At 72.8% G+C, this 16,581-nt stretch carries 12 protein-coding genes; 9 read left to right on the plus strand and 3 right to left on the minus strand.

The features are described 5' to 3' along the window. Positions 1-30 precede the first annotated feature (30 nt). Entirely contained in the window at positions 31-2,730 is a 2,700-nt protein-coding gene (locus tag DSM112329_RS06465; RefSeq protein ID WP_354700993.1) for an FAD-dependent oxidoreductase, read from the plus strand. A 38-nt stretch (positions 2,731-2,768) separates the two neighbouring features. Here the strand turns inward: DSM112329_RS06465 and DSM112329_RS06470 are convergent, their stop codons facing one another. Continuing rightward, positions 2,769-4,853 carry a protein kinase gene (locus DSM112329_RS06470; RefSeq protein ID WP_354700994.1) on the minus strand — a complete coding sequence of 695 codons (2,085 nt, stop codon included), beginning with the start codon at positions 4,851-4,853 and terminating at the stop codon, positions 2,769-2,771. 58 nt (positions 4,854-4,911) lie between these two features. Next, a complete protein-coding gene (locus DSM112329_RS06475) occupies positions 4,912-5,697 on the minus strand; it encodes an alpha/beta hydrolase (RefSeq protein ID WP_354700995.1) in 786 nt (261 codons plus the stop codon). Positions 5,698-5,876: 179 nt separating this feature from the next. Here DSM112329_RS06475 and DSM112329_RS06480 point away from each other — a divergent pair, with 179 nt between their 5' ends. From DSM112329_RS06480 to rpsG, 7 genes are all read left to right on the plus strand, one after another. Next, complete coding sequence (locus DSM112329_RS06480; protein WP_354700996.1) at positions 5,877-7,253, plus strand: aspartate aminotransferase family protein; 1,377 nt, start codon at positions 5,877-5,879, stop codon at positions 7,251-7,253. A 3-nt stretch (positions 7,254-7,256) separates the two neighbouring features. Beyond that, the gene (locus DSM112329_RS06485; RefSeq protein ID WP_354700997.1) at positions 7,257-9,044 is read left to right on the plus strand and encodes a PucR family transcriptional regulator ligand-binding domain-containing protein; all 1,788 of its coding nucleotides are present in this window, start codon (positions 7,257-7,259) and stop codon (positions 9,042-9,044) included. Continuing rightward, positions 9,041-10,150: a saccharopine dehydrogenase NADP-binding domain-containing protein gene (locus DSM112329_RS06490; RefSeq protein WP_354700998.1), complete on the plus strand. Its 1,110-nt coding sequence runs from the start codon at positions 9,041-9,043 to the stop codon at positions 10,148-10,150. The genes DSM112329_RS06485 and DSM112329_RS06490 overlap by 4 nt, the downstream gene beginning before the upstream one ends. Beyond that, the gene (ald, locus tag DSM112329_RS06495) at positions 10,147-11,283 is read left to right on the plus strand and encodes an alanine dehydrogenase (protein WP_354700999.1); all 1,137 of its coding nucleotides are present in this window, start codon (positions 10,147-10,149) and stop codon (positions 11,281-11,283) included. Before DSM112329_RS06490 ends, ald begins: the two co-directional genes overlap by 4 nt. 99 nt (positions 11,284-11,382) lie before the next feature. After that, positions 11,383-12,039 (plus strand): hypothetical protein, encoded by a 657-nt coding sequence (locus DSM112329_RS06500; protein WP_354701000.1) that lies wholly within the window; start codon positions 11,383-11,385, stop codon positions 12,037-12,039. A gap of 67 nt (positions 12,040-12,106) precedes the next feature. Beyond that, positions 12,107-12,502, plus strand: coding sequence for a 30S ribosomal protein S12 (rpsL, locus tag DSM112329_RS06505; protein WP_354701001.1), 396 nt, complete (start codon positions 12,107-12,109; stop codon positions 12,500-12,502). Positions 12,503-12,523: 21 nt separating this feature from the next. Then, a complete protein-coding gene (gene rpsG / locus DSM112329_RS06510; RefSeq protein WP_354701002.1) occupies positions 12,524-12,994 on the plus strand; it encodes a 30S ribosomal protein S7 in 471 nt (156 codons plus the stop codon). A gap of 215 nt (positions 12,995-13,209) precedes the next feature. Here rpsG and DSM112329_RS06515 read toward each other — a convergent pair whose 3' ends face one another. Next, positions 13,210-14,895: a hypothetical protein gene (locus tag DSM112329_RS06515; protein ID WP_354701003.1), complete on the minus strand. Its 1,686-nt coding sequence runs from the start codon at positions 14,893-14,895 to the stop codon at positions 13,210-13,212. Between the two features lie 369 nt (positions 14,896-15,264). Here DSM112329_RS06515 and tuf point away from each other — a divergent pair, with 369 nt between their 5' ends. Beyond that, positions 15,265-16,449: an elongation factor Tu gene (gene tuf, locus DSM112329_RS06520; protein ID WP_354701004.1), complete on the plus strand. Its 1,185-nt coding sequence runs from the start codon at positions 15,265-15,267 to the stop codon at positions 16,447-16,449. Positions 16,450-16,581 lie beyond the last annotated feature (132 nt).

Raw genomic sequence — 16,581 nt, forward strand, 5'->3', positions numbered from 1 at the left:
CGACGACCCACCGAGAGAGGTAACGGACCCATGGCCGATCGCGTGGCGTTTCCCAACTACACGCAGATCCCGAGCCGCGTCCCGCTCAAGGCGTGGCAGGCGATCCGCGTGGGCTCGCTGCTGTTCGCGTTCGCCGTCGCGGTGCTGCTGGTCGTGGACGAGGCCACCGGCCTGTTCATCTTCTGGAAGCTCATCATCCCGGCGCTGCCGATGCTGTTCCTCGTCGCCCCGGGACTCTGGCGCAACATCTGCCCGCTCGCCGCCTCCAACCAGACCCCCCGGGTCCTGGGGCTGACGAAGGCGCTCACCGCCCCTGCGTGGCTGAAGGAGTACGGCTACGTCATCGCGATCACCGGCTTCTTCGCCTTCATCACGCTGCGCAAGATCGTCTTCGACGACAGCGGACCGGCGACGGCGCTGCTCCTGGTCGGCGCGATGACGGCGGCGTTCGTCGGCGGCATGTTCCTGAAGGGCAAGAGCGGCTGGTGCTCGAGCCTCTGCCCGTTGCTGCCCGTGCAGCGGATCTACGGGCAGACGCCGCTCGCGCTCGTCGCCAACTCGCACTGCCAGCCGTGCGTCGGCTGCACGAAGTCCTGCTACGACTTCAACCCGCGCGTCGCCTACCTGGCCGACCTGAACGACCCGGACCCGTACTGGGCCGGGTACCGCCGGTTCTTCGTCGCCGCCTTCCCGGGCCTGATCGTCGCGTTCTTCACGACCGAGGCGCCGCCCGCGACGCCGGTCCTCGAGCTCTACGCGCGGTTCCTCGGCTTCGCGGCCGTCTCGATCGCCGTGTTCGTGCTGCTCCAGACGTTCGCCAAAGTCAGCCTCCACAAGCTGACGACGCTCTTCGGGGCGGCGGCGTTCAACCTCTTCTACTGGTGCGGGCTGCCCAACACCTACGAGGCGATCGCCGAGCGGGCCACGCCCACGGCCGTCGAGTGGGGCATGCACGCTGCGATCCTCGCGCTCACCCTGGTCTGGGTGCTCCAGACCTACCGCAAGGAGGGCGCGTTCGCGGCACAGCAGCAACCGGCCGGCGCCGGTGCCCGGGGCGGGGGCGCGGCCATCACCCTGGACGGCACCGGGGAGAAGTCCGTCGTCGCGCAGCGCACGCTCGGCGCCGGGACGCCGGAGGTCGCCTTCGCGGGGGACGACGTCAGCGTCGCGGTGTCCGCGGGCCAGACCCTGCTCGAGGTCGCCGAGGCGCAGGGCAAGCAGATCGAGTCCGGCTGCCGCATGGGCGTCTGCGGCGCCGATCCCGTCTGCGTCACGGGCGGCATGGAGAACCTGTCGGCGATCTCCGACGACGAGCGCTCGACCCTGGAGCGGCTCGGCTACGCGGACAACACGCGCATGGCCTGCTGCGCGCGCGTCAGCGGACCGGTCGAGGTCGCGCTCACCCCGGAGCGACCGAAGCAGAAGACCGCCTCCCAGATCGCCGGCTTCCAGTACGACCGCTCCATCGAGCGCGTCGTCGTCGTCGGCAACGGCATCGCCGGCGTCACCGCCGCCGACCACGTCCGCCGCCGCCATCCGGTCTGCACGATCGACCTCGTGGCGGACGAGCCGCACCCGCTCTACAACCGCATGGGCATCGCGCGGCTGGTCTACGGGCGCTCGGCGATGCAGGGACTGCACCTGAACCCGGACGCGTGGTACGAGGACAACGCGATCACGACCTGGCTCAACACGCGTGCGACGCGGATCGACCGCCAGGCGAAGACGGTCACGCTCGGGACCGGCGACGTGCTGTCCTACGACCGCCTGATCCTCGCGATGGGCTCGTCGGCGCTCGTCCCCCGCATCGACGGGTTCGGCCTGCCCGGGACCACGGTCCTGCGGACGGCCTCGGACGCACTCGACCTACGCGCGTTCGTGCAGCGCCACGAGGCGACGCGCGCGGCCGTCGCCGGCGGCGGGCTCCTGGGGCTCGAGGCGGCGTACGCGCTGTCGAAGCTCGGCGTCCAGGCCGCGGTCCTGGAACGCGGTGACCGGTTGCTGCGACGGCAGCTCGACGCACGCTCGTCACAGCTGCTGCGCGAGTACCTGGAGGGCCTCGGGCTGGCCGTCATGGTCGGTGCCGAGACGGCTGCGGTCAGCGGCGACGAGCGGCTGCGCGCGATCACGCTGAAGGACGGCCGGACGCTGAACGCCGACATCCTCGTGGTCGCTGCGGGCATCGACCCGAACGTCGCCCTCGCCCGGGACGCGGGGCTCGACGTCGCCCGCGGCGTCCTGGTCGACGACCGGATGCGCACCTCGGACCGGGTCGTCTTCGCCGCGGGGGACGTGGCGGAGTACGGCGGCGGCATTCCGGGTCTGTGGCCTGCGGCCGTCGAGCAGGCGACGATCGCGGCGGACAACGCGGTCGGCGCCGGGACGGGGAGGACCAAGCGGTACGAGGGGTCGATCCCCGTCACGGTCCTGAAGGTCGTCGGGATCGAGCTGACCTCGATCGGCGAGTTCGAGGAGTCGCCGGGCGACGACGTCATCGCGCTCGAGGAATCCGGGTCGCGGTACCGCAAGCTCGTGATCCGGGACGGGCGCATCGTCGGGGCGATCCTGCTGGGCTACTCGGCCGAGGTCTCGCCCGTGACGACCGCCGTCAAGCGCGGGTTCGCCGTCACGCCGCTGCTCCCGCGGCTGCGCGCGGGCGAGTGGACGTCGCTGGCCGACCTCTCGGGCGAGCACCCGCTGGTGCCGGTCGCGGTCGCCCACCCGACCTGAGCCCGAAGGGGCTGCCACTCACCCTTGTCCGCCGTGCGTCAGGTCCCCGGGTCGATCCGGGTGACGGTGCCGTCGCCGGCGTTCGAGACCCACACCGAGTCCGCGCCGACCGCGATCCCGGCCGGCTTGGACCCGACGGGAATCGGCGAGCCGACGACCCGCCCCGTGCCCGCCAGGATGCGCGTGACCGTGCTGTCCGCGGTGTTGGTGACCCACAGCGAGCCGAACCCCAGGACGAGCTCGCGCGGCTCGCCGCCCACCGGGATCGGGGCGCCGACGACCTTGCCGGTGACCTTGTCGATGCGGGTCACGGTGTCGTCGCCGCTGTTGGCCACCCAGACCGTCTTCTCGCCCTCGACCACGGACCGCGGGTCCTTGCCGACCGGGATCGGCCGGCCGATCGTGCTCGTGTCGCTGACGTCGAGCCGCGTGACGGTGTCGTCGCCCGAGTTCGCGATCCACACCGTCGACTCGCCGACGAACACCCCTGCCGGCTTCTTGCCGACGCCGATCGGCCCGCCGACGAGGACCGGTGTCGCGCGGTCGATCCGCTGGACCGTGTCGTCCCCCGAGTTCACGACCCACACGAGCTGCTTGCCGATCGAGACGCCCTCCGGGTCCTTGCCGACCGGTATCTTGCGGCCGGCGACCGGGACCTTGCCGCCCGCGTCGACCCGCCGGACGAAGCCCTCCTTCGTCGAGGTGGTCCAGACGACGCCCTTGCCGACCGCGACCGAGTCCGGGTTGCCGCCGACGTCGATCGGGTCGCCGACGACCGTGTTCGTCCCGGCGTCGATCCGGGCGAGCGTCGAGTCGCCGACGTTGACCACGAAGACGTTGCTGCCGTCGACGCCGATCCCCTCGGGTCCCTTGCCGACGTCGATCGTCGCCGCGGGCGTGGCCGGGGTGGCGGGCTCCGCGTCCGGGTCGGCCGCGGTGGTGCCGGTGGTGGTCCCGGTGGCCGTGGCGCCGGTGGTCGTCGCCGGTGGTGTCGACGCCTGGGCCGGCGTAGTCGCGGTGTCGTCGTCCCCGCCACCCCCGACGACGCCGGTCGCGGCCAGGACGGCGGCGACGATCAGCACGCCGAGGACCGCGGGCAGCGCCACCCCGAGCGCGACTCGCCGCCGTCGTCCGCCGTCGCCGGACCCGTCCGCGCCGGACCCGCCTGCGTCGTCCTCGCCGCCCGCTCCCGTCGCGCTGTCCGCCGCAGCGGCAGCAGCGCCTGTACCGACGCCCGCGCCGGAGGCGACCCCGGGGCCCGCACCCGCTGAGGTTCCCCCGGTCCCGCCGCCCGTCGCCGCCACCGCAGCCCGCCCCAGCTCACCGGCCGACGCGTAGCGGTCCGCCGGGTCCTTCGCGAGCGCACGCTCGAGGACGGCGTCCAGGGCGTCCGGCAGCCCGGCCCGGGCCTCCGAGAGCCGCGGCACCGCGTCGTGGACGTGCGCGTACATCGTGGCGACATCGGTCCCGCGCTGGAACGGCGCCGCGCCCGTCAGCGCGTGCCACAGCACGCAGCCGAGGGCGTAGACGTCGGACGCGGCGGACGCCTGGGTGCCCTGGATCTGCTCAGGCGAGATGTACGACAGCGTGCCGACGAAGAGCCCGGTGCGGGTGAGGTTCTCGCCGTCCCCCGCGGCCGTCGTGAGCCCGAAGTCGGTGAGGTAGACGTGCTCGCCGTCCTCGACCGTCACGAGGACGTTGGCCGGCTTGACGTCGCGGTGGACAAGCCCCCGCCGGTGGGCCGCGTCCAATGCGGCGGCGACCTGGGCGACGAGCCCGGTCGCGCGCTCGGCGGCGAGGCCCTCCGGACTGGACAGGATCATCTCGCTGAGGTCGGTGCCGTCGACGTAGCGCATGGCGATGAACAGCTGCCCGTCGAGCTCCCCGGCCTCGTAGACCGGGATGACGTTCGGGTGGTCGATCGACGCGGTCAGGCGCGACTCGCGCACGAACCGCTCGCGGAAGCCCGGGTCGGTCGCCAGGTCGCCGGCGATCAGCTTGAGGGCGACGGTCCGGTCCAGGCCCTCCTGCGTCGCGCGGTAGACGACCCCCATCCCGCCGCGTCCCGCCACCGCATCGAGGCGGTAGCCGCCGAACTTCGTCCCCAGTTTCGGCTCGCCCATGCCGGTGTTATACCGGCGTCCCGCCCGTCCCCCGGCAGGATTTCCCCGACGGGAGCGCTCAGGCCGCGCTGTGCGCGCCCGAACGCAGCACCGACGCGAGCAGTTCCGGGTCGTCGCTGAACGGCGCGTGGCCGCAGCCGGGGAGGGGCACGTGGCGTGCGCCGGGAAGCACCCGCCGCGCCCGCTCGCGCTGGCGGGTGAGCAGCAGCAGGTCGTAGTCGCCCCAGGCGATCGTCACCGGGACGCCGCTCAGCTGCTCGGCGTCGTGGAAGGTGTAGTCGGCGAAGGCCGCGCAGCAGGCGTCGAACGCGGGCGCCTTCGTCAGCAGGTCCATGTGGTCGAGCGCCGCCTCGCCGTCCATCAGCCAAGGGCGCCACACGAGCTGCCGCAGCAGCGCGGTGCGGCCCGCCGGACTGCGCAGCAGGGCCGGCAGCACCGGGGCGATCCCCGCGAGCAGCTTGCGGGAGAGCTGCAGGGACTCCTGGCAGAAGCGACGCTCGCGCGGGGTCCAGAAGCCCGCGGGGGAGACTGCTGTCGCACTGCGGACCGCGCCCATCCGCGCGAGCTCGAGGGCGATCGCACCGCCCATCGAGTTGCCCGCCACGTGCGGGAGCTCGATGCCGGCCTCCTCGAAGAACCGCACGACCCGCACCGCCTGGTCCTCCACGGACGGCCCCGTGCCGTCGTGGGGGCTGTGCCCGAAGCCCGGAAGGTCGATCGCGAGCACGTCGAAGTCGCGTGCGAGCGCGTCGAGGACCGGCTCCCAGATGCGCCATTGGCTGCCGATGCCATGGACGAGGACCAGCGGCTCGCCGGAGCCGCGCCGTACGTGGTTCAGGGACACCGCCTGAGCCTAACCCGGTGCAGCCGTGCTGCCGTTGTGGACACACGCCAAGGGTGGCCTTGGCCACATGTGCCGATGCCCATCCGTCCCCACCCCGGGTAGCCTCGACGCAGGCGGTCTGTTGTCCAAAGCGATGACGACTGCATCAGATCGGACAAAAGACCTCGGAGAGGATCCGGATGGCGACCACGCAGCCGCACACCACGAGCGACCTGCAGGACCTGGCGAAGCGGCATCTGTGGATGCACTTCAGCCGGATGGGGGCCTACGCGAGCGGCGCCGAGATCCCGATCATCGTCAAGGGCGACGGCTGTCACGTCTGGGACGAGCACGGGAAGAAGTACTTCGACGGGCTCAGTGCCCTGTTCTGCGTGAACATCGGCCACGGCCGGGCGGACGTCGCGCAGGCCGGGGCCGACCAGGCCAAGGAGCTCGGGTTCTTCACCAACTGGAGCTACGCGCACCCGCGGGCGATCGAGCTCGCCGCGCGGATCGCGGGTCTCGCCCCCGGTGACCTGAACCGCGTCTTCTTCACGAGCGGCGGCGGCGAGAGCGTCGAGACCGCGATCAAGCTCGTCCGCCAGTTCCACAAGCTGACGGGCAGTCCGAACAAGACGAAGCTCATCGCCCGGGAGACCGCCTACCACGGCACCACGCTGGGCGCCCTCGCCGCCACCGGCATCACGAACCTGCGCCAGCCGTTCGAGCCGTTCACGCCGGGGGGCTGCCACGTCCCGAACACGAACCTGTACCGGCTGCCCGAGGGCCAGGGGGTCGAGACGCTCGCCGAGTCGATCCGCGACCGCATCATCTTCGAGGGGCCGGAGACCGTCGCCGCCGTCATCCTCGAACCGGTCCAGAACGCCGGCGGCTGCTTCACCCCGCCCGAGGGCTACTTCCAGCGCGTCCGCGAGATCTGCGACGAGCTCGACGTGCTGCTGATCTCCGACGAGGTCATCTGCTCGTGGGGACGCCTCGGCGAGTACTTCGGCGCCGAGCGCTACGGCTACCAGCCGGACATCATCACGACGGCGAAGGGCCTGACGTCGTCCTACGCCCCGATGGGCGCGGTCATCGCGTCCGACCGGCTGATGGAGCCGTTCCTGGAGGGGACGGCCTCGTTCGCCCACGGCTTCACGTGGGGCGGGCACCCGATGTGCGCCGCCGTCGCGATGGCGAACCTCGACGTCTTCGCGGAGGAGGGCATCCTCGAGAACGTCCGTGACAACGAGGCCGGGTTCCGCGGGATGCTCGAGTCCCTGCGCGACATCCCGATCGTCGGCGACGTCCGCGGCGCCGGGTACTTCCAGGCGGTCGAGCTCGTCAAGGACCGGGACACGAAGCAGTCCTTCTCCAAGGACGAGTCCGAGTCGCTGCTGCGCGGCTTCCTCTCCGGCGAGCTCTACCGCCGCGGCCTGATCTGCCGGGCGGACGACCGCGGCGACCCGGTCATCCAGCTCTCGCCGCCGCTGATCTCGGGTCCGGAGCACTTCGAGGAGATCGAGTCGATCCTGCGGCCGACGCTCGAAGATGCCTCCAAGCGGATGCTCGCCTGACCGATGCTGACGCTCCGCGACCTGGTCCGTGACCTGCAGGTCCCCGTGCGCAGCGGGGACGAGCAACTCGACCGTCCCGTGCGCTGGGTGCACATCTCCGAGCTCGAGGACCCGACGCCCTGGCTGTCCGGTGGCGAGCTGCTGCTGACGACCGGCCTGGCGCTCTCGACCGACGACGGGCAGCGCGCGTTCGTGCACGCGCTCGACGACCACGGGCTGGCGGGCCTCGGGTTCGGCCTCGGCTTCGCGCACGCGTCGATCCCGGACGCGCTGCTCGACGCCGCCCGGCAGCGGAACTTCCCGATCCTCGAGATCCCCTACGAGCAGCCGTTCATCGCGGTGACCGAGAAGGCGTTCACCCGCCTGGTGAACGAGCAGTACGCCGTCCTGCAGCGGTCGATCGCCGCGCAGGAGCGGCTGCAGCGGATCGTCCTCTCCGAGCGCGGGCTGGACGCGATCGTGGCGGCGATCGCCGCGCTGGTCGGCGGGACCGCCCTGGTCTTCGACGGTCGCGGGGAACCGATGTCCTCGCACGCGTTCCGGCGCGAGCTGCCCGAGCCGGCCGTCGCCCGCATCGCCGCCGAGCTGCACGACCGCGCGCGCCGCGGCGAACGCCGTGCGTTCGTCCCGAGCGACCCCGACCTGGGCCCGCGGGCCCTCGCCCTGCCGATCCTGGCGACGGAGGCGAGCGAGCGCGGCGGCGTGCCGCAGGCCTGGCTCGTCGCCGTCAAGGACGCCGGCGGGCTGTCCGAGCTGGACCGCCTGGTCCTGCACCAGGCCGTCACCGTCGTGGCGCTGGAGCTGCTGCGCCACCGGGTCGCCGACACGACCGAACGGCGCCTGGCGGGGGACGTGCTGAACGCGCTGGTGTCCGGGGAGGTCGAGGGCGCCGAGCTGACGCGCCGGCTGCAGCCGTTCGGGCTGGGCGGGGACGTGACGGCCCTGGTCGTCCAGGCGACGGCGCCGGGCGCGAGCGCGGTCGCGGCCTGCGAGGGGGCGGTCGCGGCGGCGCTCAGGGACGAGGCGGTCGGCGGCCTGGTGGCGGCGACCGGCGGACTCGTCTGCGCGCTGATGCCGGGCGTGGGGGACGAGGAGCTCTTCGAGCTCGCCGGGCGGATCGTCGCGCGCGTGAGCGCGCAGTCGGCGAGCCCGCCGGACGCCGGTGTCGGGCGCGCCGTGCCGGCGGGCCGTGCGCGCGAGACCTTCCACGAGGCGCGGTGCGCGATGGAGGCCGTGCTGCTCGGCGGCGAGGGGGCCGCGGACGCGGACGGTGTCCGCGCCGGGACGCCGCCACGGGTTGCGACCTACCGCGACCTCGGGTCGTTCCAGCTGTTGCTCTCGCTGCAGGACTCGGACGCGCTGCGGCTGTTCTGCGACTCGCTGCTGGCCCCGATCGAGCGCGGGGAGGGCCACTATGGCGGCGAGCTCATGCGGTCGCTCGAGGCGTTCATCGAGTGCAACGGCCAGTGGGAGGCCGCCGCGCGCCGGCTGTACTGCCACCGCCACACGCTGCGGTACCGGATCCGGAAGATCGAGGAGCTCACCGGCCGCGACCTCGGGTCGGCGCGCGACCGGATCGAGTTCTGGCTCGCGCTGCGCGGCCGCGAGATAGCCGTGCGTCGTCCCGCCGGGTCGGATCCGCGGGCGCCGGCGCTGGCGAACGGCCTCACGGGAACGCGGGCGAGCGGCGAGGGCGGTGCGGACGGTCGCGGTGGTGCCGGCGGGGTCCGGCTGCTCGGCGCGGAACCGGACGCGGACGCCGGGGACGGGGCCGGGGCGGGCGCGGCGTGAGGGTCGCGGTCCTCGGGGCGGCGGGCATCATCGCCCCGGCGATCGTGCGCGACCTCGCGGACGCCCCCGGGATCGACGGGCTGACGCTGCTGGACCTCGACGGTGACGCGGCGCGGGCGGTCGCCGCCACACACGGCGGCGGGATCGCCACCGGCGCCGCCGTCGACGCCCACGATCGCCAGGCGCTGACGCTCGCGATCGAGGGTCACGGCCTGCTGCTGAACGCCGCGAGCTACCGCGTGAACCTCGCCGCCATGGACGCGGCGCTGGCGGCCGGCGTCAACTACGTCGACCTCGGCGGCCTCTACCACGTCACCCTGCAGCAGCTGCGACTGGACGCGGCGTTCGCCGCGTCGGGGCTCGTCGCGATCCTGGGCTGCGGCGCCGGGCCGGGCAAGACGAACGTCATGGCCGCGCGGGCCGCCCGCGAGCTCGACGTGGTCCACGCGATCCGCTGCGCGTCGGCCGGACACGACGAGACGCCGCCGCCGGGACTGGCCGTCCCCTACGCGCTGCAGACGCTGATCGACGAGCTGACCGAGGCGCCGATGACGGTCCGCGACGGGCTCCCGACGCCGCTGGAGCCGCTGGCAGCGGGCGGGTACATCGCCTTTCCGGAGCCGATCGGGGACCGCCCGACCATCTTCACGCTGCACTCCGAGGTGGCGACCCTGCCGGGCACGCTCGGCGCCGCGGCCTGCGACTTCCGGCTCGCGCTGGCGCCGACGGTCGAGGCCGCGCTGCGCGAGGTGGTCGCCGCCGGGACGCCGGTGGCCGACGTCCCGGTCGTGCCGTCGTCCCCGCGGACCTGGTCGGCGCAGCACGTCGAGGTGTCGGGCCTGCGCGGCGGATCGCCGGCCGTCGTCACCATGACCGCCGTCACGCAGCCGCACGCGGAATGGGGCCTCGGCGGCGGACCGGTCTCGACGGCGACCGTCGCGGCCGCCGTCGCACGGCTGCTGGCGCGCGGGGCCCTCGGCCCGGTCGGCGGCGTCCTGCCGGTCGAGTCCGCGGTCACGCCTGAGCTGCTGTTCCCCGAGCTCGAGGCCCGCGGCTGCACGTTCTCCCTGCGTCTAGACACCACGAGCGAGGTCCACACACCATGAAGGTCGGCGTCCCCAGCGAGATCAAGACGGACGAGTACCGGGTGGGCATGACGCCCGCCGGGGTGCGGGAGCTGGTCGAGCACGGCCACGCGGTGTTCGTGCAGTCGGGGGCCGGTGTCGGCTCGGCCATCGCCGACGCGGACTACGAGGCGCAGGGCGCGACGGTGCTGCCGGACGCCGACGCCGTGTTCGACGCAGCCGAGCTGATCGTGAAGGTGAAGGAGCCGCAGCCGGTCGAGGTCGCGCGCCTGACGCCGGGACACACGCTGTTCACCTACCTGCACCTCGCCCCGGACCCCGAGCTGACCGCCGGGCTGATCGCGTCGGGGGCGACCTGCATCGCCTACGAGACCGTGGAGGACGCGCGGGGACGGCTGCCGCTCCTGGCCCCGATGAGCGAGGTCGCCGGGAAGATCGCGACGCAGGCCGGCGCGTTCATGCTGGAGAAGCCCCTCGGCGGGCGCGGGCTGCTGCTCGGCGGGGTGCCGGGGGTCGCGGCCGGCAAGGTGATGGTGATCGGCGGCGGCGTCGTGGGGCAGAACGCGGCCGAGATCGCCATCGGGATGGGCGCCGAGGTCTACGTCTTCGACCGCTCGATCGACCGGTTGCGCGACCTCGAGACCATCCTCAACAACCGTGCGTCGACGGTCTACGCGTCGACGCTGGCGATCGAGGAGCTGCTGCCGGAGGTCGACCTCGTCGTTGGTGCGGTGCTCGTCCACGGCGCCAAGGCGCCGCGGGTGATCACGCGGGCGCAGCTCGGTCTGATGAAGCGCAACGCCGTCCTGGTGGACGTCTCGATCGACCAGGGCGGGTGCTTCGAGACCTCGCGGGCGACGACGCACACCGACCCCACCTACGAGGTCGACGGGATCACCCACTACTGCGTGGCGAACATGCCGGGGGCCGTGCCGATCACGTCGACCTATGCGCTGACGAACGCCACGATGCCGTACGTGGTCCGGCTGGCGACGCAGGGGGTGCACGCCGCCCTCGGTGCCGATCCCGGCTTCATGGCGGGGCTGAACGTGGCGGCGGGCAAGCTGACCTACGCGCCGGTCGGCCGCGACCAGGACCTCGAGTTCACCGCGCCGGAGGCGGCGCTGGCCGCGGTCGGGTCGGGGCCGGCCTGAGCGCGCGCTGCTCCCCGGTCTGTGCCGGAAGTGCTCGGCGGGTGCGCCGTTGCTCGCGCGGACCGGGGCGGACGTGGCGATCCGTGGTGCCCTGGACAGATGTGGTTCGGCATCCTGACTCCCGGCGCGCACGCCTCGCGCCCCACCCCGACCGTCGACGAGGTCACGATCTACGCGTGGACGCGTGATGGTCGCGCGCGAATAGACGGCCCCGCGTACGCGCTGCACGGCGGTCTGCGGGTGCTGCGGCGGCAGTTCCACGAGCAAGAGGGCGGGCGCTCGAGCCCGCCACGGTGCTTCGTCTGCCGCGAGCCGATCCCGGTCCCGGCGCCGGCCGAGGCCCGCGCGGACGCGATCGACACGGGCCCCGGCCAGGCGCCTCCGTCGCTCGATGAGATCGACGACGCCGCCCACTCGGCGGCCGCAGCGCTCGCCGGCGGCACGGCCTCGCTGGTGCTGGTCCACCTCGACGATCTCCCTGCAGACGGCACCGATCCGTCGCCGCTGGAGGAGGAGGCGCTCGTGGTGCTGCCGGGTCAGCCGGCGGCACTGCTCGTGCCGCTGCTGGCCTTGCCGCCGGTGCTCGAGATCGCCGAGGCGGCGCTCCAGGCGGACGCACCGGTGCCCTGCGAGCGGTGCGGGACCGTCCTGCCGGCCGGCTCGCGTGAGCGGGATGCCGCCAATCGCCAGGACCGACGCGCGGCGGCCCGGCGGTCCCGGTCGCCGGCTCGCCGCGGCGGACGGCGGGCGGCATGAGGCGCTGCACGCCCCCGCGGTACCGCACCGCGCTGTCAGACCCTCCGTTGCTACAGTCCGCCGTCGCATGCCCACGACTTCCCAGTTGATCCGCAAGGGCCGTAAGCCCAAGGCCAAGAAGCTCGCGACCCCCGGTCTGAAGTCCGGCAAGGGACGCAAGACCAAGACCGCTGCCCCGCAGCGGCGAGGCGTGTGCACCCGTGTGTACACGACCACGCCCAAGAAGCCGAACTCCGCGCTCCGCAAGGTGTGCCGTGTCCGGATCTCCGGCGGCATCGAGGTCACGGCTTACATCCCCGGCGAGGGCCACAACCTCCAGGAGCACTCCGTCGTGCTCGTGCGTGGCGGCCGCGTCAAGGATCTCCCGGGTGTGCGCTACAAGGTCGTGCGTGGCACGCTGGACGCCTCCGGTGTCAACGACCGCAAGAAGGCGCGGTCGCAGTACGGCGTCAAGAAGAAGTAGTTCGGAAAAGAGACTTAGAGCATGCCCCGTCGCGCAGCAGCACATATCCGGACGATCGAGCCGGACGCCGTCCACCGCTCCCGTCTGGTCCAGCAGGTCATCAACAAGGTGATGCTGGACGGCAAGAAGTCGACCGCCGAGCGGATCGTCTACGACGCCCTCGCCATCATCGGCGAGAAGACCGGCAAGGATCCCATCGAGCAGCTCGAGGCGGCCCTCAAGGTCCTCACCCCGCAGCTCGAGGTGCGTTCCCGCCGCGTCGGTGGCGCCACCTACCAGGTGCCGGTCGAGGTTCCGACCCGCCGCGCGAAGACCCTCGCGGTCCGCTGGCTCGTCGAGTTCGCTCGTCAGCGCCGTGAGAAGACGATGGCCCAGCGCCTCGCCAACGAGCTGATGGACGCCCTCAACAACCAGGGCGGCGCCTTCAAGCGCAAGGACGACATCTTCCGCATGGCGCAGGCCAACAAGGCCTTCGCGCACTACCGCTGGTAGCGGTCCGCTCGCGCCCGGGATGACCGGGCGCCGCAGCACTGCAGGATCCGGCGTCGCCCCTTGGGCGGCGTTCGTCGTTCCGGGCCGGAGCGACGGAAGGGGTTCGCGGCAACCGGCCGGCGGCGCACCACCTCGCTGACGTTCTTCCTCGAGGTCCCGAGCGCGCCCCTGCCCGCTGAGGAACCTGGTCTGGCGCTCAGCGACCGGCCGCCACGTCAGTCGGTGAACCACTCGCGAACGGGCGGCTTCGCCGCCGGGGACTCGGCGGCGTCGGGCCTGGCCGGGGGCTCGGTGGTGTCCTCGCCCGGCGTCGGGCCCGGCCCGGCTTGGTCGCCTCGGCGTGTGCCCGCACCGGACCCCGCCGGAGCCGTGCCCGCGGCCCGATCCGGCGCGCGCTCAGGATGGGGGTCCAGGCGCCGTTCGTCGCGCGGCTCCGCACCGGGGTCGGCCCCGCGGGGCGTGCGCGGCGGCTCGGAGGGCGCGGCACCCTGTGCGCTGTCGCCGCGCCTCCCGAGGCGACCCAGCAGTCCGCCCGACCGAGCAGGCCGGTCGGCCGCGGCGGGAGCTGCCCCGGCCGCCTCCCTGGCAGCGCGCCGAGCCGCGCGGGCGGCGTTCGCCGCTCGCGCCTTCGCGGTCGCGCCCGGGACGCCCGCGAAGTCCGGCGCCGCGCCGCCGTCCTCCGGCGCGTGGGTGGGGCCAGGTGTGCCGCCCGGCGTCGCGGGTGCCCCGGAGCTCTGGTCACGGTCGACGCGCGCCCGCTCGGCCTCCGCGGCTGCGACAGCGTCGGCAGCGGCACGCACTTCGGCTGCGCGTTCGGCCTCGGCTGCGCGTTCGGCCTCGGCTGCGCGTTCGGCCTCGGCTGCGCGTTCGGCCTCGGCTGCGCGTTCGGCCTCGGCTGCGCGTTCGGCTTCGGCGCGGGCTTCCGCGTCGTGCCCTGCCTGCGCCCGAGCGGCGGCCTCGCGTTCGCGCTGCTCGAGTTGCTCGCGCTCGTCCGCGCGGGCACGCTCCTGTGCCCGGCGTTCGGCGGCAGCTTCGCGCGCCGCGGCTTCACGGGCCTCCGCCTGCGCCCGACGGCGTCCCCGATCCGATTCCGCGGAATCGCCGGCCGAGCGGGCCGCCGGTCCGCGGGTCGTGGACAGCTTCTGCCGCCAACCGCGTCCCGACTGCGCGGAACCACGCGTCCCCGTACTCGCATCCGGTTCGGCCGCGCCACCGGGCGCGCCGGTCACCTCCGCCGGCCGTGTCGTCCGCCCTGATTCCGCGGAATCGTCCCGCTCGGCCTGGGCGCGGCCCCCGACGGTCCTGCCTCTGGCCCGCCGCCCCGCCTTTGCGGAACCGCCCGCGCCCCGGACCCCGTCCCGCGCCGCGACGCCGGCGTCGGTGGGCTCGGGCCACGACTGCGATGCCGGGGCGTCGACGTCGGCGTCGAAGGGCTCGAACCGCGACCCCGACCCCGCCCCGGACTGTGCGCTCGACCCCCGCCCGGCCCGGGCCCGGGGCACCGCGGGCTGCTCGGCGGTGGTGCCGCCCACTCCCAGCAGCAGCATGCCCCCTCCGGCCATCAGCAAGAGAGCCCCACCCAGGGTCTCGAGGTAGAAGCCCGTCCCCGCCCCGGCGGTCACGTCGTCGTAACGGAGGCCGATCATCCCGGTGTCGTGGATGTTCCGCGCGTCCCCGAGGATCGCGATGCCCAGAGCGATCACGCCGGCGGCGCCCAGGCCGAAGGCGGCCGGGGCGGCGTTCTGCAGGGCGCCGGCGAGCATCATCGCGGCGAACACGGCCACGACGATCAGCGCGATGCCGTGACGGTCGGCGCCGTTGAGGGTGGTGTCGATCCCGGCCGGCGCGGCAGCCCCGTCGCCGATGCGGATCTGGATGACCGTGGCACGCGTGGTGAGCACCAGGAGGCACACGCCGACGGCCCCCGCGACGGCCAGGAAAGCACGCAGGAGCAGGCCGAATTCGGGGGTCCGGGAGGGTCCCGAGGATGCGCGAGCCCCTCTGCTATCGTTCATCGTCGCTTCCGGACCTGGCGCGCTCACGCACGCCCTTCCACCGGTAGCGGTTCACGATTCCATGAAGACCCAGGGCACATAGCGCCAGCCTCAGGACATTCTCCTGATGTGCGCGCGGGCCTCAGGGGCCCGTTTTCTTTGCTCGACTTCATGGGCGTGACCCTAGCCGGACCGCAGGAAAACGCCGTATCGAGATAGCCTTCACTGGTTCGCCCACCGCGGACCGCCCGTCAAAACCGCAGAGGAGCAACTGAAGTGGCCAAGGAGAAGTTCGAGCGCGACAAGCCGCACGTGAACGTCGGCACCATCGGTCATATCGACCACGGCAAGACCACGCTCACCGCGGCCATCACCACGGTGCTCGCGGAGAAGATGGGCGGCGAGGCCAAGAGCTTCGCGGAGATCGACAACGCTCCCGAGGAGAAGGAGCGCGGCATCACGATCGCGACCTCCCACGTGGAGTACCAGACCGAGACGCGCCACTACGCGCACGTCGACTGCCCCGGGCACGCCGACTACGTCAAGAACATGATCACCGGCGCGGCCCAGATGGACGGCGCGATTCTCGTCGTGTCCGCCGCTGACGGCCCGATGCCCCAGACGCGTGAGCACATCCTGCTCGCCCGTCAGGTCGGCGTGCCGTACATCGTCGTGTTCCTGAACAAGGCCGACATGGTCGACGACGAGGAGCTCCTGGAGCTCGTCGAGGTCGAGGTGCGCGAGCTGCTGTCCATGTACGACTTCCCCGGCGACGACATCCCGTTCATCACGGGCTCGGCAACGGGTGCCCTCAACGGCGAGGAGCAGTACAAGCAGTCGATCTACGACCTCGCGGACGCGCTGGACACCTACATCCCGCAGCCCGAGCGTGACCTCGACAAGCCGTTCCTGATGCCGGTCGAGGACGTCTTCTCGATCACGGGCCGTGGCACCGTCGCCACCGGCCGCATCGAGACCGGCGTCATCAACACCGGTGACAACGTCGAGATCGTCGGCATCCGCGACACGACCACCACGGTCGTCACCGGCGTCGAGATGTTCCGCAAGATCCTCGACCGCGGCGAGGCCGGCGACAACGTCGGTTGCCTCCTGCGTGGCACCAAGCGCGAGGACATCGAGCGCGGCCAGGTGCTCGTCAAGCCCGGCTCGATCACGCCGCACACCAAGTACAAGGCCGAGGTCTACGTCCTGAAGAAGGAGGAGGGTGGCCGTCACACGCCGTTCTTCACCGGCTACCGGCCGCAGTTCTACTTCCGTACGACGGACGTGACCGGCGTCGCCAACCTGCCCGAGGGCACGGAGATGGTCATGCCCGGCGACAACGTCCAGATGGAGATCGAGCTCATCCAGCCGATCGCCATGGATCCGGGCCTCCGCTTCGCCATCCGCGAGGGTGGGCGCACGGTCGGCTCGGGCGTCGTGACCGAAGTCATCAAGTAGCGAGAAGCACCACGCAGCCGAGGCGGACCCTGAAGTTCGGAGGGTCCGCCTTCGGCGCGTCAAAGGAGCACCGCGGCGGAAGCCGCACCCGCAGGACCAGAGGGACACAGCGCAGACGTCCAGCGCATAGCC

This window comes from Paraconexibacter sp. AEG42_29, assembly GCF_040581415.1.
GTDB lineage: Bacteria > Actinomycetota > Thermoleophilia > Solirubrobacterales > Solirubrobacteraceae > Paraconexibacter.